The sequence below is a fragment of the Streptomyces sp. NPDC048462 genome (assembly GCF_043200175.1).
Taxonomy (GTDB): Bacteria; Actinomycetota; Actinomycetes; order Streptomycetales; family Streptomycetaceae; genus Streptomyces.
Genome location: NZ_JBICXG010000019.1, coordinates 75,665 through 97,372 on the forward strand (window position 1 = coordinate 75,665; position 21,708 = coordinate 97,372).

The 21,708-nt window shown below is 68.9% G+C and carries 17 protein-coding genes and 1 tRNA gene; 9 read left to right on the forward strand and 9 right to left on the reverse strand.

Annotated elements, in window-relative coordinates:
- Positions 1-20 precede the first annotated feature (20 nt).
- The 3 genes from pepN to ACGFU6_RS27505 all read left to right on the forward strand — a co-directional run bounded on the left by pepN (position 21) and on the right by ACGFU6_RS27505 (position 4,385).
- Positions 21-2,525 carry an aminopeptidase N gene (gene pepN, locus ACGFU6_RS27495; RefSeq protein WP_393614680.1) on the forward strand — a complete coding sequence of 835 codons (2,505 nt, stop codon included), beginning with the start codon at positions 21-23 and terminating at the stop codon, positions 2,523-2,525.
- Between the two features lie 169 nt (positions 2,526-2,694).
- Positions 2,695-3,351, forward strand: coding sequence for an RNA polymerase sigma factor (locus ACGFU6_RS27500; protein WP_393614681.1), 657 nt, complete (start codon positions 2,695-2,697; stop codon positions 3,349-3,351).
- Positions 3,348-4,385, forward strand: a complete 1,038-nt coding sequence (locus ACGFU6_RS27505; protein WP_393614683.1) for a CU044_5270 family protein — start codon at positions 3,348-3,350, stop codon at positions 4,383-4,385. The genes ACGFU6_RS27500 and ACGFU6_RS27505 overlap by 4 nt, the downstream gene beginning before the upstream one ends.
- Here the strand turns inward: ACGFU6_RS27505 and ACGFU6_RS27510 are convergent.
- Entirely contained in the window at positions 4,373-5,062 is a 690-nt protein-coding gene (locus ACGFU6_RS27510) for a TetR/AcrR family transcriptional regulator (protein ID WP_393614685.1), read from the reverse strand. The two genes, ACGFU6_RS27505 and ACGFU6_RS27510, sit on opposite strands and share 13 nt — an antisense overlap.
- 193 nt (positions 5,063-5,255) lie before the next feature.
- Here ACGFU6_RS27510 and ACGFU6_RS27515 point away from each other — a divergent pair, with 193 nt between their 5' ends.
- The 3 genes from ACGFU6_RS27515 to ACGFU6_RS27525 all read left to right on the forward strand — a co-directional run bounded on the left by ACGFU6_RS27515 (position 5,256) and on the right by ACGFU6_RS27525 (position 9,489).
- Positions 5,256-6,374 carry a serine hydrolase domain-containing protein gene (locus ACGFU6_RS27515; RefSeq protein ID WP_393614687.1) on the forward strand — a complete coding sequence of 373 codons (1,119 nt, stop codon included), beginning with the start codon at positions 5,256-5,258 and terminating at the stop codon, positions 6,372-6,374.
- A gap of 272 nt (positions 6,375-6,646) precedes the next feature.
- On the forward strand, positions 6,647-8,056 hold the full coding sequence (locus ACGFU6_RS27520; RefSeq protein WP_393614688.1) for a pyridoxal phosphate-dependent decarboxylase family protein: 1,410 nt from the start codon (positions 6,647-6,649) through the stop codon (positions 8,054-8,056).
- Positions 8,053-9,489 carry a lysine N(6)-hydroxylase/L-ornithine N(5)-oxygenase family protein gene (locus ACGFU6_RS27525; RefSeq protein ID WP_393614690.1) on the forward strand — a complete coding sequence of 479 codons (1,437 nt, stop codon included), beginning with the start codon at positions 8,053-8,055 and terminating at the stop codon, positions 9,487-9,489. The genes ACGFU6_RS27520 and ACGFU6_RS27525 overlap by 4 nt, the downstream gene beginning before the upstream one ends.
- 88 nt (positions 9,490-9,577) lie before the next feature.
- Here ACGFU6_RS27525 and ACGFU6_RS27530 read toward each other — a convergent pair whose 3' ends face one another.
- Positions 9,578-11,395 (reverse strand): bifunctional metallophosphatase/5'-nucleotidase, encoded by a 1,818-nt coding sequence (locus tag ACGFU6_RS27530; protein ID WP_393614692.1) that lies wholly within the window; start codon positions 11,393-11,395, stop codon positions 9,578-9,580.
- Between the two features lie 180 nt (positions 11,396-11,575).
- On the opposite strand from ACGFU6_RS27530, the gene ACGFU6_RS27535 reads away from it, so the two are divergent.
- Both ACGFU6_RS27535 and pyk read left to right on the forward strand, forming a co-directional pair.
- Positions 11,576-12,274 carry an SIMPL domain-containing protein gene (locus ACGFU6_RS27535; protein ID WP_393614693.1) on the forward strand — a complete coding sequence of 233 codons (699 nt, stop codon included), beginning with the start codon at positions 11,576-11,578 and terminating at the stop codon, positions 12,272-12,274.
- A gap of 125 nt (positions 12,275-12,399) precedes the next feature.
- On the forward strand, positions 12,400-13,833 hold the full coding sequence (gene pyk / locus ACGFU6_RS27540; protein WP_393614694.1) for a pyruvate kinase: 1,434 nt from the start codon (positions 12,400-12,402) through the stop codon (positions 13,831-13,833).
- 9 nt (positions 13,834-13,842) lie between these two features.
- Here the strand turns inward: pyk and ACGFU6_RS27545 are convergent, their stop codons facing one another.
- On the reverse strand, positions 13,843-14,607 hold the full coding sequence (locus tag ACGFU6_RS27545; protein ID WP_393614696.1) for a transcriptional regulator: 765 nt from the start codon (positions 14,605-14,607) through the stop codon (positions 13,843-13,845).
- A 108-nt stretch (positions 14,608-14,715) separates the two neighbouring features.
- A tRNA-Leu gene (locus ACGFU6_RS27550) sits at positions 14,716-14,790 on the reverse strand.
- A 95-nt stretch (positions 14,791-14,885) separates the two neighbouring features.
- Here ACGFU6_RS27550 and ACGFU6_RS27555 point away from each other — a divergent pair.
- Entirely contained in the window at positions 14,886-15,542 is a 657-nt protein-coding gene (locus ACGFU6_RS27555; protein ID WP_024492786.1) for an ANTAR domain-containing response regulator, read from the forward strand.
- 74 nt (positions 15,543-15,616) lie between these two features.
- On the opposite strand, the gene ACGFU6_RS27560 is transcribed toward ACGFU6_RS27555, so the two are convergent.
- The 5 genes from ACGFU6_RS27560 to ACGFU6_RS27580 all read right to left on the reverse strand — a co-directional run bounded on the left by ACGFU6_RS27560 (position 15,617) and on the right by ACGFU6_RS27580 (position 21,332).
- Complete coding sequence (locus ACGFU6_RS27560; protein WP_393614697.1) at positions 15,617-16,333, reverse strand: ABC transporter ATP-binding protein; 717 nt, start codon at positions 16,331-16,333, stop codon at positions 15,617-15,619.
- Positions 16,330-17,238 (reverse strand): ABC transporter ATP-binding protein, encoded by a 909-nt coding sequence (locus tag ACGFU6_RS27565; protein ID WP_393614783.1) that lies wholly within the window; start codon positions 17,236-17,238, stop codon positions 16,330-16,332. The genes ACGFU6_RS27560 and ACGFU6_RS27565 overlap by 4 nt, the downstream gene beginning before the upstream one ends.
- A gap of 5 nt (positions 17,239-17,243) precedes the next feature.
- Positions 17,244-19,085, reverse strand: a complete 1,842-nt coding sequence (locus ACGFU6_RS27570; protein WP_393614699.1) for a branched-chain amino acid ABC transporter permease — start codon at positions 19,083-19,085, stop codon at positions 17,244-17,246.
- Between the two features lie 5 nt (positions 19,086-19,090).
- On the reverse strand, positions 19,091-20,020 hold the full coding sequence (locus tag ACGFU6_RS27575; RefSeq protein ID WP_393614700.1) for a branched-chain amino acid ABC transporter permease: 930 nt from the start codon (positions 20,018-20,020) through the stop codon (positions 19,091-19,093).
- A gap of 100 nt (positions 20,021-20,120) precedes the next feature.
- Positions 20,121-21,332, reverse strand: coding sequence for a branched-chain amino acid ABC transporter substrate-binding protein (locus ACGFU6_RS27580; RefSeq protein WP_393614785.1), 1,212 nt, complete (start codon positions 21,330-21,332; stop codon positions 20,121-20,123).
- Between the last annotated feature and the right edge of the window lie 376 nt (positions 21,333-21,708).

The window sequence follows — 21,708 nt, forward strand, 5'->3', positions numbered from 1 at the left end:
GCATACGGCAGCATGGGGCCATGTCCGTACTGATGCGCGACGAAGCGCAGACCCGAGCCCAGTTCCTCGACGTACAGCGGTACACGATCGACCTCGATCTGACCGCGGGGGAGGAGACCTTCGACTCCCGTACCCTCATCCGGTTCACCGCCCGCACGGACGGCGACACCTTCGTCGAGATCAAGCCCGCCACCCTGCGCTCGATCAGCCTCGACGGGCAGCCGCTCGACCCCGCGGACCTCGACGGCAACCGCTTCCCGCTCACCGCCCTGACCAGCGGCGAACACGAACTCCGGGTCGACGCCGCGATGCGCTACTCCCGGACCGGCGAAGGCATGCACCGCTTCACCGACCCCACCGACAACGAGACCTACGTCTACACCCAGCTCTTCATGGAGGACGTCCAGCGCGTCTTCGCCGCGTTCGACCAGCCCGACCTCAAGTCCGTCTTCGCCCTCACCGTCACCGCCCCCGAAGGCTGGACCGTCCTCGGCAACGGCATCGCCCAGCGCACCGACGACGGCCGCTGGACCCTCGCCCCCACCCCGCCGATCTCCACCTACCTCGTCGCCGTCGCCGCGGGCCCCTGGCACTCCGTGACCACCGAACACGCCGGACTGCCCTTCGGCATCCACTGCCGCGCCTCCCTCGCCCCCCACCTCGACGCCGACGCCGACGAGATCCTCGACATCACCCGGGCCTGCTTCGACCGGTTCCAGGAGAAGTTCGACGAGCCCTACCCGTTCGACTCCTACGACCAGGCCTTCGTCCCCGAGTTCAACGCGGGCGCCATGGAGAACCCCGGCCTCGTCACCTTCCGCGACGAGTTCGTCTACCGCTCCGCCGTCACCGCCACCGAGCGCCAGACCCGCGGCATGGTCATCGCCCACGAGATGGCCCACATGTGGTTCGGCGACCTCGTCACCCTCGCCTGGTGGGACGACATCTGGCTCAACGAGTCCTTCGCCGAGTACATGGGCTACCAGACCCTCGCCGAGGCCACCCCCTACACCGACACCTGGGTCGACTTCGGCGTCGCCCGCAAGAGCTGGGGATACGACGCCGACCAGCGCCCCTCCACCCACCCCGTGGCCCCCGACCCGGCCGCCGTCCCCGACACCGCCTCCGCGATGCTCAACTTCGACGGCATCTCCTACGCCAAGGGCGCCTCCGCCCTGCGCCAGCTCGTCGCCTGGCTCGGCGAGAAGGACTTCCTGGCCGGCATCAACACCCACTTCGCCCGCCACAGGTTCGGCAACGCGACCCTGGCCGACTTCATCGACAACCTCGCCTCCGCCACCGACCACGACGTCCACGCCTGGGCCGACCAGTGGCTGCGCACCACCGGGGTCGACACCCTCACCCCGCACATCACCGAGGCCGACACCACCTGGTCCCTCACCGTCGGCCACCAGGGCTCCCGCCCCCACCGCATCGCCGTCGGCACCTACGACCACGCCATCGACACCCAGTCCGGCCCCGACCGGCTCGTCCTGCGCGACCGCTTCGACGTCACCGTCCCCCAGGACGACGCACCCACCACCCGGCCCGGCCGCCGCCCCGCCCTCGTCGTCCTCAACGACGGCGACCTCACCTACGCCAAGGTCCGCCTCGACCCGGACTCCTGGAACACCGTCCTGAGCAGCCTCTCCGGCATCCCCGACGCGCTCACCCGGGCCGTCGTCTGGAACACCGCCCGCGACATGGTCCGCGACGGCGAACTCGACCCCGCCACCTACATCGAGGCCGCCCGCACCCACCTCCCGCACGAGAGCGACCTCGCACTCCACCAGGGCGTCCTGACCTTCGCCAACACCCAGATCGCCGGCCGCTACCTCAGCCCCGAGGACCGCCCCGCCGCCCTCACCGCCCTCACCGCCCTGTGCCGCGACCTCATCCGCCGCACCGAGGACGGCAGCAACCCCGGCCTCCGCCTCATCGCCGTGCGCCACCTCATCGACGCCGCCACCCAGCCCGATGCCATCCAGGGCTGGCTCACCGACGGCACCGTCCCCGGCGGACCCGAACTCGACGCCGAGCTGCGCTGGCGCGTCCTCACCCGCCTCGCCGTCCTCGGTGCCGTCGACGAGACGGCCATCGCCGCCGAACTCGGCCAGGACCCCAGCGCCACCGGCCAGGAAGGCGCCGCCCGCTGCCGCGCCGCCCTGCCCACCCCCGAGGCCAAGGCGGCCGCCTGGCAGGCCATGTTCACCGACGACAGCCTCTCCAACTACCTCTTCACCGCGGTCGCGCAGGGCTTCTGGCAGCCCGAACAGGCCGACCTCGTCAGCGCGTACGTGCCCCGTTACTACCCCGAGGCGACCCAGCTCGCCGTCCGCCGCGGGCCCGCCATCGCGGATGCCGCCGGACGGTACGCGTTCCCCGCGTACGCCGTCGACACGAGCAGCCTCCACCTCGGCGAGCGAGCACTCACCGACCAGGCGCTGATCCCCGCGCTGCGCCGCAAGCTCACCGACCAGATCGACGATCTGCGCCGCGCCCTCGCCGTCCGCGAAGCCCACTGACCCGGACCGGCGAAGAACCCGCACCACCCGTGCCCGGCCCGCCCTCGTCACCGAGGGCGGACCGGGCACGGTCCGTTGTGCGCCGGGCAGGCGGCCGAGCCGTGTCCGCGAACCCCGTCCGGTGACACACGTCACAGGAACCCGCCGGACCGCTCGGACATTAAGCCACGTGACTCATTCAACCCCCGCCCGTCTCCGCGAAGGTGACCCGGCCGCGCTCGCCGAGGCGTTCCGGGAGCACGCGGACGCCGTGTACCGCCATGCCCTGTGGTCCACCGGCAACTGGGCCACGGCCGAGGACGTCGTCTCCCTCACCTACCTGGAGGCGTGGCGCTCGCGCGAGCGGCTGCGCCCGGAGGAGACCGGCAGTCTCCGCCCGTGGCTGCTGGGCATCGCCACCAACGTGATGCGCAACACGGCCCGTTCGGCCCGGCGGCACCGCAGGGCCCTGGCCCGGATGGAGCGCTCGGACACCGTCCCGGACTTCGCGGAGGAGGTGACCGGGCGGCTGGCGGACGCCGAACAGCTGGCGGCCGCCAAGGCGGCGCTGGAGGGGCTGCGGCGCACCGAGCGCGAGGTGTTCACCCTGTGCGTCTGGGGCGGGCTGGACTACGCGTCCGCCGCCGAGGCCCTGGGCATACCCGTCGGCACCGTGCGCTCCCGGCTGTCCCGCGCCCGCGCCAAGCTGCGCGACTCCGTGGGGCACCCGGCCATCCGGCGCGCCGGCACCCGGGGTACATCCGGCCGGGAACTCCCCGGAGGCGGCGGACAAGTACAGCACGTAGACAGCATTCTGGCCCGAACCACCCAGGAGAACCCCGCATGAACGCCCTGTTCCGGCACCCGTCCTCCCGTCCGGCGGCCCAGGACCGCACCGAACTCGCCGCACTGCGTGAGATGGTCCCGCGGCCCGGCGCCCCCCGGCTCTCGCCCACCCGTCACGCGGAGCTCGAAGCGCAGCTGATGAACGCGGTCAACGACACGGCCACCACGTCCGACGCCGCGAGGTCCCGCACGCCTTTCAAGTCCGTCAGGCCCCGCTCCGCCGTCGGCCGCCCCTCGCCCTTCGGCCGGCTCACGCCCGGCCGGTCGATGTCCCTCGGGGTGGCCGCCGCCGTCGTCGCGGCGACCCTGGCCGGGTTCGCCGTCACCGGCAGCAGCGGTCAGACGGCCGTCGCCGCGCCCGCCCCGCTCAAGGTGGAGAGCTCCCGGGCCACCGTGCCGCTCACCACCGTCGCGAGGCGGGCCGCCGCCCTCGCCGGTTCCCATGGCGCCGCGCGCCGAGGGACCCACCGCCGGGAGTGGGCCATGGGGATGTGGGACGACGGCAAGCGCGAACCGGAGCAGATGCCGGTGACCGAGTCCCGCGACCGCTACAACGCCGACGGCAGCGGTGAGGCGCAGGACATCGAGGGCGGCCGGGTCGTCCACCGCACGCACCTGCCGGCAGGTTCGTGGGAGGAGTCCGCCTCCTACGTGAGCACGCCCCCGACCACCGTCGGCGGCCTCGCCGACTACTTGGCGAGGGAGAACCCCGACACCCGCGGCAGCGCGTACTGGACGGTGGACTCCTTGGAGGCGCTGCTGCGTGAGTGGACACCGGGCCCCGCCCAGACGGCCGCGATCGACGGCCTGCTCGCCGAGCAGCCCGGCCTGCGCGCCATCGGTCCGGTCAGGGACCGTGCGGGGCGCCGGGGCCAGGCGTACGCCGCGGACTTCAAGGGGACGGTGCGGTGGACGGTCATCCTCGACGAGCACACCGGACGCGTCCTGGGCACGGAGCTCTCCAGCATCAGGACCGACCCGCAGATGCGGCTCAAGCCCGGTGACGTCGAGCAGTACGACGCCTACCTGGACTGAGGCCGCACGGCCCCCCGGGTGGGGCCGGCCGCCGCGGCCTCCACGTGGGCGAGCTGGGCGGCGAGCAGTTCCACGAACGCCTCGCGGCGGTCCACCCCGAGCGGGCGGACCTCGCGGGCGAAGTGCGACAGGGCGGGGAAGCGCTCGGGGTCGGCGCCGAGCACCGCGACGCGGAACAGCTCCATGCCCTGGTCGTACTCCTGCGGGGTGATCGTGCTGACCCCGGCCTCGGAGGCGACCAGTGCGGAGATGAGGACCGCGAGCCGGTGATAGTGCGCCGGGATCTCCTCGTCGGGCAGGCCCGAGGCCCGCAGGTCCTGCAGCACCGCTTCCATCACCAGCCGGGAACCGGCGCCGCTCGACGCGTAGCGCCCCCAGACCGAGGCGAGCTGCGGCTGCCGGCCGAAGGCCTCCCGCAGCCGCAGGCCGAGGGAGGTGATGCGCTGCTTCCAGTCGCCCTCGGGACGGTAGCCGTCCATGGCGGCCAGGAGGATCCGGTCGGCGACCGCGCGCAGCAGTTCGGTCTTGCTGCGGAAGTGCCGGTACAGGCTGGAGGAATCGGTCCCGAGGACCGCGGCCAGCTTGCGCACACTGAACGACTCCGCGTCGCCCGTGCGCAGCAACTCCGCCGCCGCATCCAGGATTTCCTCGGTCGACCAGCGCCTTCTCCCTGTCATGCCATTCCTCTCGTCCCTTTCGCCGGGTTCCAGCCTAACGCATGCGCTTGGTGTTGCACGCACCGCGTGCATAATGAGGACATGAGCGTGCCGGGCGGCCGGCAGCAGATCGGCCGGCCTGCCCGCGCATCCGTCACCCGGTCCGGGCCACCCGACGCGGAGGTCACCCCGGGTCCACGAAAGGACGCAAGCCGTGACGAACGCACTGGATCCCGCTCAACTGAACGCCGCCATCGACAACGTCCACCGCGCCGGAATGCCGGGCCTGTTCGCCGAAGTACGCGACGGCGAGCGGACCTGGCGCGGAGCCGCCGGGACCGCCGACACCACCACCGGCCGCCCCGCCACCGCCGGCATGCGACACCGCGTCGGCAGCGTCACCAAGACCTTCACCGCCGCCGCCGTACTGCAACAGACCGAGAACGGCCGGATCGGCCTCGACACACCGATCGGCCGGTACCTTCCGCAGCTCGTTCCCGGAGAACGCGGTGAGGCCGTCACCGTCCGCATGCTCATCAACCACACCAGCGGCCTCGCCGAGTACCTCCCCTACGCCTACCCCTCCCTCAAGGGATTCCCCGACATCGCCAACACCGGGCCGCAGAGCCTGGACGACAACCGGTTCACCCGCTTCGAGCCCGCCGAACTCATCGAGATGGGAGTCCGCGCACCCGCCACCGGCGTCCCGGGCGGCACACCGGGCGTCTACTCCAACACCAACTACCTGCTCCTCGGCGAACTCCTGGAACACGTCACCGGCACCACGGCCCAGCAGTGCATCACCCGGAACGTCATCGAACGCGCCGGACTCCGGAACACCGCGTTCCCCACCGGACCGCACATCGACGGCCCGCACTCACAGCTCTACGAGTCGTGGTTCGGCATGATCGACCCGCCACGCGACTACAGCGTCTACGACATGTCATGGGTGGAACCGGCGGCCGGGCTGATATCGACCGTCACGGACCTCAACCGCTTCTACGGCATGCTGCTCGCCGGAAAGATCGTCGGCCCCGCATCCCTGGCCCAGATGCAACGCACCGTCCCGGTCATCTCCCAGGAGAGAAAGACGATCGAATACGGCCTCGGCCTGTACCCGACCGAGGCACCCGGCCAGGCCACCTTCTGGGGCCACGGCGGCACCGTCTGGGGCGGCGGAACGCTGTCCGTGACCCGCGCCGACGGCAACCGCCAACTGTCCCTCGCGCTCAACCTCCAGAGGTGGAACACCCTCGACCCCGCCGGCAAACCGCGCCCCCACCCCATCGACGACGCACTCGCGGCCCTCTGCCGCACAGCGATGTACGGCTGAGCGCAAACCGGGCCCGAGACCGGGCCCGAGACCGGGCCCGAGACCGGGCCCGAAGCGGCGGGGCCGGGACCAAGGACGGGGCCGTCGCCCGGAACCAGACCCTGGTTCCGGGCGACGGCCCCGCACCCATACCAGCCGAACCCCCACAACTCCGCCCCCATCGCACACCCGTCCCCCTTTCGAGTTCAGATCACCGCGCTCACCGGCCACGCCACCCAAAACCCGGACAAGCTGCGATGTCCACCCATGCGCTCCGAAGGGCCACCACCTCCATGCCCACCCCGCCCCTCGCCGGAGGCACCACCGGCCCCGCCGCCCTGCGCCCCCTCATCGACACCGTGCTCACCGCGCTCCACGACGGCGCCCGCCGACGCGACGGCCCCCTCCCCGCCGGCGGCCCCGACACCGTCACCCCCCACCTGCGCACAGCCCTCCACCCCGTCATCCCCGACCACGGCACCGGCGCCCACCACGCACTCACCACCCTCATCGGCGCCCTCACCCAGGGCGCCGCAGACCCCGCCGACCCCCTCTGCGCGGCCCACCTCCACACCCCGCCCCTCGCCCTCGCCGCAGCGGCGGACCTCGCCGCCTCCGCCCTCAACCCCTCCATGGACTCCTGGGACCAGGCCCCCGCCGCCTCCGCCCTCGAAGCCGACCTCACCGCCGCACTCGCCGCCGAGATCTACCCCCACAGCACCGCACCCGACGCCCTCGTCACCACCGGCGGCACCGAAGCCAACCAACTCGCGCTGCTCCTCGCCCGCGAACGCCACGGCCCCGTGCGGACCATCCACGGCGCCAACGCCCACCACAGCATCACCCGCGCCGCCTGGCTCCTCGGCCTCCCCGAACCCATCACCATCCCCGCCCCCACCGGCGTCATGGACCTCACCGCCCTCGCCGACACCCTCGACCGCCTCCACCAGCAGCCCGGCACCCCCCTCCTCGTCACCGCCACCGCCGGCACCACCGACACCGGCCAGATCGACCCCCTCCCCGAGATCGCGGCCCTCTGCACCGCCCACGGCGCCGAACTCCACATCGACGCCGCCTACGGCGGGCCCCTCCTCTTCAGCCCCACCCACCGCAACAAGGTCCACGGCCTCGACCGCGCCCACAGCGTCACCCTCGACCTGCACAAACTCGGCTGGCAACCCGCCTCGGCAGGCATCCTCGCCGTCCCCGACCACCACCGACTCGACGCCCTCCACCACCACGCCCCCTACCTCAACGCCGACGACGACACCGAAGCCGGCCTCCCCGACCTCCTCGGCCGCTCCCTGCGCACCACCCGCCGCCCCGACGCACTCAAGATCGCCGTCACCCTCCAGGCCCTCGGCCGCACCGGACTGGCCGACCTCATCGACCGCACCTGCGCCGCCGCCCACCACCTGGCCGACCTCATCACCAAAACCCCCACCCTCGACCTCTACGACCACCCCACCATCTCCACCGTCCTCTTCCGCCCCACGGACACCGACGACCACACCGTCGCCACCATCCGCCGCACCCTCCTCACCCGCGGTCACGCCGTACTCGGCCGCACCCGCGCCCACGGCCGCCTCTGGTTCAAAGCCACCCTCCTCAACCCCCACACCACCCCCGACGACCTGCAGAAACTCCTCGACCTCGTCACCCACCTCGCCACAGAGATCACGGAAGGCAGCACACCCCGATGACAGCCCGGCCACCCCGACCCGACCGGCCCGCCCCCGAGACCGACCAGCCCCACGACCTCGTCGGCATCGGCATCGGCCCCTTCAACCTCTCCCTCGCCGCCCTCGCCCACGGCATCCCCGGCAGCCCCCACCCCCTCGCCGCCACCTTCTACGAACAACGACCCGCCTTCCACTGGCACCCCGGCCTCCTCATCGACGGCGCCAGCCTCCAAGTGCCCTTCCTGGCGGACCTCGTCACCCTCGCCGACCCCACCAGCCCCTGGACCTTCCTCAACTACCTACGCACCCGCGACCGCCTCTTCCCCTTCTACTTCGCGGAGCGCTTCCACATCCAACGCGCCGAATACGACGCCTACTGCCGCTGGGTCACCGAGCAACTCCCCGGCCTCCATTTCGGCCACCAGGTCGACGCCATCCGCTGGAATCCCGAACGCGCCCTCTTCGAAGTCGACTTCACCCAACTCGACGCCCACGGCGAAGCCGAAGCGCTCGGCCGCGCCCACACCCGCCACATCGCCCTCGGCGTCGGCACCGAACCCCACATCCCCGAACCCCTCAAACCCCTCGCGGAAGCCGGATCCGTCCCCGTCATCCACTCCGCCGACTACCTCCATCACCGCGAACAACTCCTCGACGCCGAACACATCACCGTCATCGGCTCGGGCCAGTCCGGCGCCGAAATCTTCCTCGACCTCCTGCGCGCCCGCCCCGCCGGCCACGAGAAACTCCACTGGCTCGCCCGCACCCCCGCCTTCGCACCCATGGAGTACTCCAAACTCGGCCTCGAACACTTCACCCCCGACTACACCCGCTACTTCCACGCACTCCCCGAACCCGTCCGCGACGAACTCGTCCCCGACCAGTGGCAGCTCCACAAGGGCATCGACCACGACACCATCACCGCCATCCACGAAGAGCTCTACCGCCGCACCCTCCGGGGCGGCTGGCCCGACGCCACCCTCACCCCCGGCGTCCACGTACGCACCGCGGGCCGCGTCGCCACCACCCGCGTCGAGCTCCACCTCGAACACACCCAGCAAGGCACCCGCTCCCGCCTCACCACCGACGCCGTCGTCCTTGCCACCGGCTACCGCGAACGCCCCCTCGACCAGATGCTCGACGGCCTCCGCACCCACCTGCGCCGCGACAGCTCCGGCCGCCCCCGCATCGACGAGCAGTTCCGCCTCGACCTCGACCCCGCCATCACCGGCAACATCTACGTACAGAACGCCGAACGTCACACCCACGGCGTCGGCGCCCCCGACCTCGGCCTGGCCGCCTGGCGCAGCGCCACCATCCTCAACAACCTCACCGGCACCACCGCCTACCACCTGCCGCAACGCACCGCCTTCACCACCTTCGGCCTCACCCCCCACACCTCGAACATCCCCACCCAAGCCCCCACCCTCACCCCCCTCGTCCAGAGCAACTGACACCCCCGCACCACCTCAACGCACAGAGAAGCGGCCGCCCCCACCCCGAAAGGAAAGGAGACGGCCGCCCACCAAGAGCACCAGTGACCTAGAACACCGGCGTACCGTCCCGCGTCAGCCGCCAGTCCACCGAAGCGAACTGCGCACCGTCCACCGAACCCTTCGCCTGCACCCACGCGATAATCGTGTTCCGGATCTCCTCCGAATTCGCCCACAACTGCTTCGCAGCGGGCACATGCGGGAAGTTGCCCCCACCACTGGCCCGGTAGTTGTTCACCGCCAGCACGAACTGCGCCGCCGGATCAATCGCCTTGCCCTCGAACGAGAGACCGACAATGCGCGAACCGTTCGGCTTCGCGATGTCGATGTCATACGTCAGACCCGACACCGCGTCATAGTTGTAATCCGGAGTGTTGTCCGCGTTCGTCAGCTTCGCCGTATCCACCGGAGCACCGGCCGCCGTCTGCACGTAATACCGCGCCGAGAACTCCAGATAGTCCTTGACCTGCGCACCCGTCACCAACCGCGCCTCAAGGGTGTTCTCGAACGGATACAGGCCCGCCGCATCCTTGATCGTCACATCACCGGCCGGGATCTGCGCCGTACGCGAGAAGCACGACGCCTGCGACAGCACCGGAAGCGCCGCGTACTCGCCACCCGCCAGCGCCGCCTTCACCGTCTCCGCCTGCACCACGTTGATCAGGTCGATGATCGGCTCGTCCTTCCACGCCGCCTCCGCCGTGGTCATCGCCGCCGTCGACGTACCGATCACCTGATTGACGTACGCCACGACCTTCTTGTGCTCGTCCGCCAGCAGCCGCGTGATCCGCCGGTCCTCCACCGCCGTGTTGGAGTTCAGCACCTGCGAACCGGCCTTCTCGACCACCCAGCGGCCCTTCTCCCACACCAGATCGAAGTCGAACAGCGTCAGCCGCTGCCCCCACTTCAACGGCTCCGAAAGAACGACCTTCTTGCCGGTCTCCTTGTTCTCCACGAAGTACTCGGGGATCTCCAGATGCGCGTGACCCACCAGAATCGCGTCGATCCCCGGCACCTGCTCCGCCACCAGACCCGCCGCGTTCTCCACGTACGGAATCTGATCCCCGTACGACGACGTCCCGCTGTTCCCCGAGTGCGCCGACACGATCACCACATCCGCGCCCATCGACCGCAGCCGCGGCACGAACTTCGCCGCCTGCTCCTCAAGTCCCGGGAACACCATCTTGCCGCCGACGTTCACCTTGTCCCAGATCGCGATACCCGGATTCGTCAGCCCCAGGATCGCCACCTTCACATCCCGGCCGTGCGGCGTCCGCAGCTTCTTGATCACATACGGCGCGAACGCCGGCTTCAGCGTCTTCGCGTCCAGCGCGTTCGCACCCAGCAGCGGGAAATCACACTGCTCCTCGAACTTGCGCAGCACCGGAATCCCGTAGTTGAACTCATGGTTGCCCAGCGCCGCCGCGTCGTAGCCGATCACGTTCATCGCCTGCGCCATCGGATGCACCGGACCGCGCTTCGCCGTGATCGGATCGATCTTCGCGTAGTAGTACGACAGCTGCGTCCCCTGGATCGTGTCACCCGCATCGATCATCAGGGTGTTGTGACGGCCCTTCTCCCGGCGCACCTGCTCCACCAGTGTCGAGATCTTCGCCAGACCGACGTCGTTGTGATCCTTGTCGTCGAACTCCTTGTCCGTGAAGTAGTCCCAGTTGAAGACGTTGCCGTGCAGGTCCGTCGTACCCATCACGGTGAACGAGTACCGCTTCTGCGGACGCCCGTGGTCGTGCCCGTGCCCATGCCCGCGACCGTGCGCCCCGGCCGGAACCGCGGCACCGCCCACGATCGCGGCACCGGCGCCGGCCGCGGCCGACGTACCCAGGAACGTCCTTCGGTTCAGCGGCATCTCGTCTCCCACATCTCAGTTCTGTCCGTACTCGGTGCTCTCGTACACAACGCGCGTAGATCCCGCACACGCGTGGACAACGCGCGTAGATAATCACCCACGCACCGCACCCGGCAACACCCCCCGCAGGTTTCGTTTCGATGACCACCAGCTGTCGTACCCGAGTGCGACAGTGGACCCATGACCGACACTCCGTACCCCTACGGCACCCCCGACCACCCCCGCCTCGCCGTCCGAGGCGAAGCCCGCCTCGAGATCGACCCCGAGATCGCCCGCGTCGGCATCACCGTCAGCGCCCGCGGAAAGGACCGCCGCGCCGCCCTCGACGACCTCACCCGACGCAACACCACCGTCCTCGAACTCGCCCGCACCTACGGTGAGGCCGTCGAGAAGCTCGAAACCGGGGCGTTCTCCATCACCCCCGAACTCACCCAACGCGGCCGCGACGAGAAGATCCGTGCCTACCACGGACGCGTCCACATCACCGCCGTACTGGGCGACTTCACCGCACTCGGTGAATTCACCACCCGCATCGCGGACCTCGACATGACGCGCATCGACGGCCCCTGGTGGAACCTGCGCCCCGACTCATCCGCCCACGGCGAAGCCCGCCGCCAAGCCGTCCGCGAAGCCGTCAAGCGCGCCCGCGAATACGCCGACGCCGTCGGCGCCGGACTCGCCGCCCTCGTCGAACTCGCCGACCTCGGCGCCGAGAACACCGCCCCGCCCATGCCAGCCGCCCCCGGCGGCTACGGCCTCACCCGCGGATACGGCGGCGCACCCGCCGAAGCCGCCCCCGCACTCGACCTCGAACCACAACGCCAGACGGTCTACGCCCAGGTGAACGCCCGCTTCATCATGACCCCACCGAACCTCTGACCGGAATGCTCATCCGAGCACCCCGCCGCACAATTCAACACTTGTCAAAAAGCCTTCACCCAAAGGATGTTGGGCAGTCATCCGGAGCCAATTCGCTACCCGTAGGTAAGGTCTAGGCTCAAACCATGCGCCGAGCAAAAATCGTTTGCACCCTAGGACCCGCCACCGACACATATGACCAGATCAAGGCCCTGGTCGCAGCGGGAATGGACATCGCCCGCCTCAACCTCAGCCACGGCACCTACGCCGAACACGAAGAGCGATACCACCGAGTACGCAAAGCGTCCGACGAAGCCGGACGCAGCGTCGGAATCCTCGCAGACCTTCAAGGCCCGAAGATCCGCCTGGGACGCTTCCGCGAAGGCCCCGTACTCCTTGAACGCGGGGACGACTTCACCATCACCGTCGAACCCATGGAAGGTGACCGCCACAGCTGCGGCACCACCTACGACGGCCTCAACACCGACGTCACCCCCGGGGAACGCATCCTCATCGACGACGGCCGGGTCACCCTCGAAGTGACCGCCGTCGACGGCCCCCGCGTCCACACCACCGTCATCGAAGGAGGCATGGTCTCCGACCACAAGGGACTCAACCTCCCCGGAGTCGCCGTCTCCGTCCCCGCCCTCTCCGAAAAGGACATCGACGACCTCCGCTGGGCCCTGCGCACCGGCGCGGACATCATCGCCCTCTCCTTCGTGCGCAGCGGACGCGACATCGAACCCGTCCACCGCGTCATGGACGAGGAAGGCCGACGCCTCCCCGTCATCGCCAAGGTCGAGAAGCCCCAGGCCGTCGAGAACATCGACGACATCGTCGCCGCCTTCGACGGCATCATGGTCGCCCGCGGCGACCTCGGCGTCGAAATGCCCCTGGAGCAGGTGCCGATCGTCCAGAAACGCGCCATCAAGCTCGCCAAGCGCAACGCCAAGCCGGTCATCGTCGCCACCCAGATGCTCGACTCGATGATCGACAACTCCCGCCCGACCCGCGCCGAGGCCTCCGACGTCGCCAACGCCGTCATCGACGGCACGGACGCCGTCATGCTCTCCGGCGAGACCAGTGTCGGCAAATACCCCATCGAGACGGTCCGCACGATGTCCCGCATCGTCGAAGCCGCCGAGGAGGACATCCTCGCCAAGGGCCTCCCGCCGCTCACCGACCGCAACAAGCCCCGCACCCAGGGCGGCGCGGTCGCCCGCGCGGCGGCGGAGATGGGCGACTTCCTCGGCGCGAAGTTCCTGGTGGCCTTCACCCAGAGCGGAGACACGGTCAAGCGCCTCTCCCGATACCGCTCACCCATCCCGCTCCTGGCCTTCACCCCGGACCCGGCCACCCGCTCCCAGCTGAACCTCACCTGGGGCGTGGAGACGTTCCTGGGCCCGCACGTGGACTCGACGGACGCGATGGTCGCCCAGGTCGACGAGGAGCTGCTGAAGATCGGCCGCTGCCGGAAGGGCGACGTCGTGGTCATCACGGCCGGCTCCCCGCCCGGAGTCGCGGGCTCGACGAACCTGGTGCGGGTGCACCACATCGGCGAGGACGACAGCCCGAAGTAGCGGGCTCGCTCAGTATTTCGGCCCGACGTGAGCGTCCATGAGGGCGACGGACGCCCGTCGGGCTACGGAGATGTTTTTCCTGTTGGCGTGCTTCCATTCGACCCCGACCTGGTCGAGCGTGCTGGTGAAGAGCCCCAGGATGTCGGCAGACAGGTTGGTGAAGAAGTAGCGGGGGTACTCGTAGCGTCGTTGAACGCCGCCGACGAGGCGTGTGGTCCAGTTGGTGATTCGGCAGCCGTCGGAGTGGATGAGGCCGCGGATCAGCTCCCATGGATGGGCATCGACGATTTTCTGTTGCCAGGGTTCGAGAGCGATGCTTCGGTGGTGCTTCTTGCCGGGGCCATGCTGAGGGAAGAGGCACGGCCAGTGCTTACTGAAGGCGGTGACGTACTGGCAGCCTGGACTCGAGACTCGGCAAACCTTGTTGTCCGGGCGGACCGTCTGAACAGCGCTGGCGCAGGCGTCAATGAGGCCGGGCCACGCGTCGGCGCACGCGATGCGCAGAGAATAGACGCCTCGTCTGTGCGAACTGATGCAGCCGTCGCCGAGGTAGAGGCCGAGCAGGTACGCGTATGCGGCAGGGTCGTCGGGCGGCCTGGGTGTATCGCCGCACCGAGGGCATTCTCTGCCGCGGAAATACGGAACGGGCTCTATCCGCTTGAGCCAGGAGCGGATGGCGGCCCGGGAAATCCCGGTCTGTTTGCTGACGGAGTTCTGACTGAAGCCCTGATCGAGAAGGGTGAGTGCGCGTTTACGCGTGCCAAGGTCGTACACAGGGTCGAGTTTGAGCGAATTGCCGCTTGCGTGAGCGTAAACGGCCTGGCGTCACACGATCACGTGAAACCGTACCGTTTCCCTGCGGCCTTGGAATCGAAGGAAAAGTGCCCCAGGTGGGATTCGAACCCACACTTTCGGCTGTTTGAGAGCCGCCTCTCTAACCAGTTGGAGTACTGGGGCCTTAGAAAGGAAGGGCCAAGAGCGCCCTGCGTAGTGACACCATACCGTAGCTAGGTAGGCTCATGGAGAGCCATATGCCCTGACCGAGGAGCCCCGTGACCACCCCCGAGTCGCCCCAGCCCGTAGACGCGTCCGACGACGACAAGTCGCACGTCCCGCCGCTGACGACCCGCGTCGTCATCGCCGAGGACGAGGCGCTCATCCGCCTGGACCTCAAAGAGATGCTGGAGGAAGAGGGGTACTCGGTCGTCGGTGAGGCCGGGGACGGGCAGCAGGCTGTCGAGCTGGCCCGGGAGCACAAGCCCGACCTGGTCATCCTCGATGTGAAGATGCCGGTCCTCGACGGGATCTCGGCGGCCGAGAAGATCGCCGAGGAGTCCATCGCGCCGGTCCTGATGCTCACCGCGTTCTCGCAGCGCGACCTCGTGGAGCGGGCCCGGGACGCCGGGGCGATGGCGTACCTGGTGAAGCCGTTCAGCAAGAGTGACGTGGTGCCGGCCATCGAGATGGCGGTGTCGCGGTTCGCGGAGCTGAAGGCGCTGGAGGGCGAGGTCGCGGACCTGTCGCAGCGGCTGGAGACCCGGAAGCTGGTGGACCGGGCGAAGAGCATTCTGCAGACGGACTACGGGCTGTCCGAGCCCGCCGCGTTCCGCTGGATCCAGAAGACGTCGATGGACCGTCGGCTGTCGATGCAGCAGCTCGCCGAGGCGCTGATCGAGGACGCCGAGGAGAAGAAGAAGGCCGCGGAGTAGTTCCTTAGGACATGGAGAAGGCCCGCGCCCCGGAAGCAGTCCGGGGCGCGGGCCTTCTCCGTGTGCGTACGGGCTCAGTCCTCGCCGAGGTAGGCCTTGCGGACCGATTCGTCGTGGAGGAGGTCCGCGCCGGTGCCGGAGAGGACGATCTTGCCGACCTCCATGACGTGGCCGTGGTCGGCCAGTGAGAGCGCGGCCTGGGCGTTCTGCTCGACGAGCAGGATCGTGGTGCCCTGGGCCTTGAGCTCGACGATGGTCTCCATGATCTTCTGCATCATGATCGGGGAGAGGCCCATCGAGGGTTCGTCGAGCATCAGGAGCTTGGGCTGGCACATCAGGGCCCTGCCCATGGCGAGCATCTGCTGCTCGCCGCCCGAGAGGGTGCCTGCGGCCTGCTTGCGGCGTTCCCCGAGGATGGGGAAGAGGTCGTAGGCGCGCTGGATGTCCTTCTCGATGCCTGCCCTGTCGTTGCGGAGGTAGGCGCCGAGCTGGAGGTTCTCGGTGATCGTCAGCCGGGGGAAGATGTGGCGGCCCTCGGGGGAGTGGGCGAGGCCGAGGGCGACGATCTTGTGGGCGGGGATGCCCGTCAGCGGCTTGCCCTCGAACAGGATGCGGCCGCCGAGCGGCTTGAGCAGTCCGGAGAGGGTGCGCAGGGTGGTGGTCTTGCCCGCACCGTTGGTGCCGATCAGGGTGACGACCTGGCTGGCCTCGACGCTGAAGGAGATGCCCTTGACGGCTTCGATCTTGCCGTAGGCGACGCGGAGGTCCTCGACCTCTAGCAGTGCGGTCATCGGGTGTCCTCCTCCTCGGTGCTGGTGGTGTCGGTGGTGGGTGCGGGGGCGGCCGCGGGTGCCTTGGTGGCCACCGCCTCGGCGGCTTCGACCTCGGCGAGTTCTTCGGCGCCGGGGGCGCCTTCGAAGGGGGTGCCGAGGTAGGCGGCGACGACGCGTTCGTCGCTCTGGACGACGTCGGATGTGCCCTCGACGAGCTTCTCGCCCTGGACGAGGACGGTGACGCGGTCGCAGAGGTTGAAGATGAAGCGCATGTCGTGCTCGATGACGAGTACGGCGATGCCCTGGTCGCGGATGGCGAAGATGAGCTCTTCGGTGACGCGGGTTTCCTGCGGGTTCATGCCGGCGGTGGGCTCGTCCAGGAGGAGGAGTCCGGGGTCGCTGGCCAGTGCGCGGGCGATCTCCAGCTTGCGCTGGTCTCCGTAGGGGAGGTTGCGCGCGAGGTGGTCGGCCTTGTCCTGGAGGCCGATGAACTCCAGGAGTTCCATGGCGCGTTCCCGGCTGGCGTTCTCGGCCCTGGTGAAGCCGGGGAGGCGCAGGAGGGCGGACCAGAGCCCTTCCTTGGTCCTGGTGTGGCGTCCGACCAGGACGTTCTCCAGGACAGTCATGTTGGCGAAGAGCCGGATGTTCTGGAAGGTGCGGGCGATGCCTGCCTGGGTGACGAGGTGGGGCTTGGGCGGCAGGACGGTGCCCTTGTAGCTGACCCTGCCCTCGGTGGGGACGTAGAGGCCGGTGAGGCAGTTGAAGAAGGTGGTCTTCCCGGCGCCGTTGGGGCCGATGAGGCCGACGATCTCGCCCGCGTTGACGGTGAGGTCGACGTTGTGGACGGCGGTGAGGCCGCCGAACCGCATGGTGACGCCGCTGGCGTCGAGCACGGGGGTGCCGGTCTTCGTGGTGGTGGTCATGGTGGTCACGCCCCCGCCTTGGCGATGCCCGCGTCGACGTCGTCGGACTTCCGGGGTTCCGGTACGTCGAGCTGGTCGGTCTCGTGGAATTCGAGCTGCTTCCGGCGGTCGGCGACCAGTCCTTCGGGGCGCAGGCGCATCAGGAGGATGAGTGCGATGCCGAAGAGGAAGAGCTGGTAGTCCTGCATGAACTGGAGCTTGGCCGGGATGAGGTAGAGCAGTGCGGCGCCGACGAGGGGTCCGCTGAGGGTTCCCATGCCGCCGAGGATGACGGCGGCGAGGAGGAACGCGGAGTTCGGGGGTACCGAGCCGGCGAACTGGTACTGCTCGGGTGTCACCGTGTAGTTGACGTGCGACTGCACGGTTCCGGCGAGTCCGGCGAGGGTCGCGCCGAGGGCGAAGGCGAGCAGCTTGAGCCGGAAGGCGTTGATGCCCATGGCGGTGGCGGCGGTCTCGTCCTCGCGGATGGCGACCCAGGCGCGGCCGATGCGGGATTCTCCGGAGCGGCGGAAGACGAGGACGACGACGGCGGTGAAGACGAGCATGAGCAGGTAGTAGTTGGCGGACCTGCCGAGGGTGAAGCCGCCGATGTCGTGCTTGAGCCCGAAGTCGATCCCGAAGAGGTTGAGGTCGGGGATGCTGGGGATGCCCTGGGAGCCGTTGGTGAGGTCGGGGCCGCTGTTGCCGTTGAGGTTGTTCACGGTGAGGCGGAAGATCTCACCGAAGCCGAGCGTGACGATGGCGAGGTAGTCGCCGCGTAGTCGCAGGGTGGGTGCGCCGATGAGGACGCCGAAGATCAGTGAGGCTCCGGCGCCGGTGAGGACGGCGGCCCAGAAGGGGAATTCGACGCCGATGGCCGACATGGTGGAGCCGGAGACCAGGGCGGCGGCGTAGGCGCCGACGCCGAGGAAGGCGACGTAGCCGAGGTCGAGGAGGCCGGCGAGGCCGACAACGACGTTCAGGCCGAGTGCGACGGTCGCGAAGATGAGGATGTTGGCGCCGATGAGCGCGTATTCCTCTTTCTGCTGGGTGAAGGGGAAGCAGACGGCTGCGACGAGTGCGGCTGTGAGGGTGATGTTGCGGTGCTTCGTGGTCAGCGCGGTGATGCGGGAGATGAGTCCGGCGCGGTTCAGCGCGGTGAAGACGAAGGCGGCGGTGATGAGGAAGCCGATGAAGAGTTCGGTGTAATCGGTGTCGACGCCGTAGGCGAAGACGTAGAGGCCGATGCCGAAGGTGACGGCGATGGTGAGGATCTCGGCCCAGGCGGGGATGGGTTTGGCCCGGGGGAGGCTGCGTTCGCTCTTGCCGAGTCGGATGAAGCGGATGAGTGCGACGGTGCCTACGCCGAACAGGAAGATGCGCAGGGGCAGCTTCATGCGGATCGGGCGGAGGGAGGCCTTGGTTCTGCGGTCCAGTGGGAGGCCGAAAGTGCCGAGGAGGGCGATGAGGCTGGCCGCCGCGGCGAGGTACGCACCGGGTTCGAGGTTCGCCAGGCCGCCGAGGTCGACCGTGATGGCTATGACGGTGAACCAGGTGGTGGCGAAGGTGCCGAGGGCCAGGAAGAGGACGGTGTTGTTGCTGCCTGATGGGTTGAGCCAGCCGAGGCCGCGAATGCCGTAGCCGGAGGCGGCGTACAGCAGGGTGATGACTGCGCTGATGAGGGTGAGGACCTGGAGGCCGCCGGGGTAGCCGGTGACGGTGAGGTCACCGGGGAACGCGTCGGTCCAGGTCCAGGCGAGGAACGTCGAGGCGAGGGTGAGCGCGGATCCGGCTGTGGTGACAGCGCGGGCGGCCGCCGTGGGCACGGGGAGTACGGGCGTGACTTCGGTGGTGCTGTGGGTGGTCATCCGTATCACGCCCGATCCGCGACGCGTTCGCCGAGCAGGCCCTGGGGGCGGAGCAGCAGGACGATGATGAGGAGGACGAAGGCCCATACGTCCTTCCAGGCACCGCCGCCGAAGAGTTCCATGCCGGGGACGTCGCTCATGTAGCCGGTGGCGAGTGATTCGGCGATGCCGAGTACGACGCCGCCGAGCATGGCGCCGTAGATGTTGCCGATTCCGCCGAGCACGGCTGCGGTGAAGGCTTTGAGGCCCATGATGAAGCCCATTTTGAAGCCGATCTGACCGTTCTTGAGCCCGTAGGCGACGGCGGCGACGGCTGCGAACGCGGCACCGATGGCGAAGGCCATGACGATGATGCGGTCGGTGTTGATGCCCATGAGCTTGGCGGTGTCGGGGTCCTGGCTGGTGGCCTGCATGCCGCGGCCGGCGCGGGTCTTGGAGACGAAGAGGCCGAGGGCGACCATGCAGATGGGTGCGCTGATGAGGACGAAGAGGTCGCCGCGCTGGATGTGGGCGCCGAAGAGGTCGATGGCGTCGCCCTTGAACTGCGGGAAGGGGCGGTCCTTCTTGGCGTCCGGGTACCACTTCCAGATGGCCTGCTGTAGGGCGAGGGAGAGGCCGATGGCGGTGATGAGCGGGGCGAGCCGTGGTGCGTTGCGCAGGGGCCGGTAGGCGAAGCGTTCGGCGGCGGCGCTGATGGCGACGGAGCAGATGACGCCGCCGATGATCATGAGGGGGATGATCGCGAGGAGGTTGGAGCCGGCCGGCATCCAGAGGTAGACGGTGAGGGCACCGAAGCCTCCGACCATGAAGATCTCGCCGTGGGCGAAGTTGATGAGCTGGATGATTCCGTAGACCATCGTGTAACCGATCGCGATGAGACCGTACATCGCGCCGAGGATGAGTCCATTGGCCAGCTGTTGCGGCAGTTCGTGCACCGCAGGGCCTCCGTGGAGTGGTTCGGATATGGCACCGCGCGGGAGCGCTCTTGGCGCTCCCGCGCGGTCTGGTGTCAGTCAGTGGTGACCGGGGAGCTGGTTACGGCTTGTAGACCTCGCTGAGCTTGGAGGCCCACTTGCCGCCGTCCACCTGGTAGGCGGTCATCATGGTGTTGGTGGTGTCGCCGAACTCGTCGAAGGAGACGGGGCCGGTGACGCCGTCGAACTTGACCTTGCTCATGGCGTCGAGGACCTTGGCGCGGGCGTCGTCGGGGATCTTGCCGTCGTTCTCGGCGACGGCGATCTTGACGGCCTCGATGATGGACCAGGTGGCGTCGTAGGTGCCGCCGCCGTAGGCCTCGTAGGCGTCCTTGTATCCGGCCGTCTTGTAGTCCGCGATGAACTGCTTCGCGGAGTCGAGCTCTTCGACGGGCTTGCCGACCGAGGTGGCGATGTCGCCCTGGGCCTTCTTGTTGAGCTTGATGAAGTCGGCGCTGTACATGCCGTCGCCGCCCATGAGGGGGATCTTGACGCTGTCCTTGAGCTGCTGGCTCAGGGGGGCGCCGGCGGGGTACTCGCCGCCGTAGTAGACGGCCTTGGCGCCGGACTTCTTGACCTTGGTGACGACGGCGTTGAAGTCGCGGTCGTCGGGGTTGACGTGGTCGGCGCCGGCGATCTTGCCGCCGAGGCCGGTGAAGGTCGCCTTGAAGGAGGCCGCGAGACCGGCGCCGTAGGTCTTCTGGTCGTCGATCAGGTAGACCTGCTTGATCTTCGCGTTGTTGTAGAGGTACTTCGCCGCGAAGGCGCCCTGGATCTGGTCCGTGGTGGCGGTCCGGAAGAAGGTCTTGAAGGGGCGCTTCTTGTCGCCGGTCTTCCAGTTCTCGCCCTGGGTCAGTTCGGTGCCCGTGTTGGCGGGGGAGACCTGGGTGAGGCTGGCGTCGTTGAGCGGCTTCTGCATCGACTGGGAGACGCTGGAGTTCAGGGGGCCGACGACGCCGAGGACGGTGTCGTCGTCGATGAACTTCTGGGCGTTCTGCTGGCCGACGGAGGGCTGCGCCTGGTCGTCGAGGGGCTTGACGACGAACTTGATGCCGGGGACGGTCTTGTTCTTGTTCGCCGTCTTGGCGGCGAGATCGGCGGAGTTCTTGATGCCGAGGCCGAGCGCGGACAGGTCACCCGTGGTGGGCGCGTCGAGGCCGATGACGACGGTCTGGGTGCCGCCGCTGTCGCTGCTCTTCTTGTCGTCGTCGCGCGACCCGCAGGCGGTGAGCGTCAGTGCTCCTGTGGTGAGCACTGTGGTGAGGATGAGCAAAGAACGGTGTCGCACGAAAAGTCCTTTCCCTGGCGCGGCCTCCTCTGCTTGAGGTGCCGTGTCGTTCGCCGGGCCGTACTGGTTGGTACAGGGCCGTGCCGCAGACGCGCCCGGCGGCGCGGTGACTGGCGGTGACTCTAAGGGCAGGGGCGGGGGTCGGGGATGGGTCAGCCGAATGATGTGACTGTCTTGTTATGCCTTTGAGGAAGGCTTGAGGTGGCTGTGGGGACATGTACGGCTTTTTACTGGAGCGTGAAGTGACCGCATTCTGAGAACGCGCAGCTCTGCTAAGGGGCTTGAAGCGATCTTGCTGCTGTCGCGCGGTGGGGGTGCGGGAGGCCGCGAGAGTGCGCGCGAAAGTGCCCGGTGCCTGCGG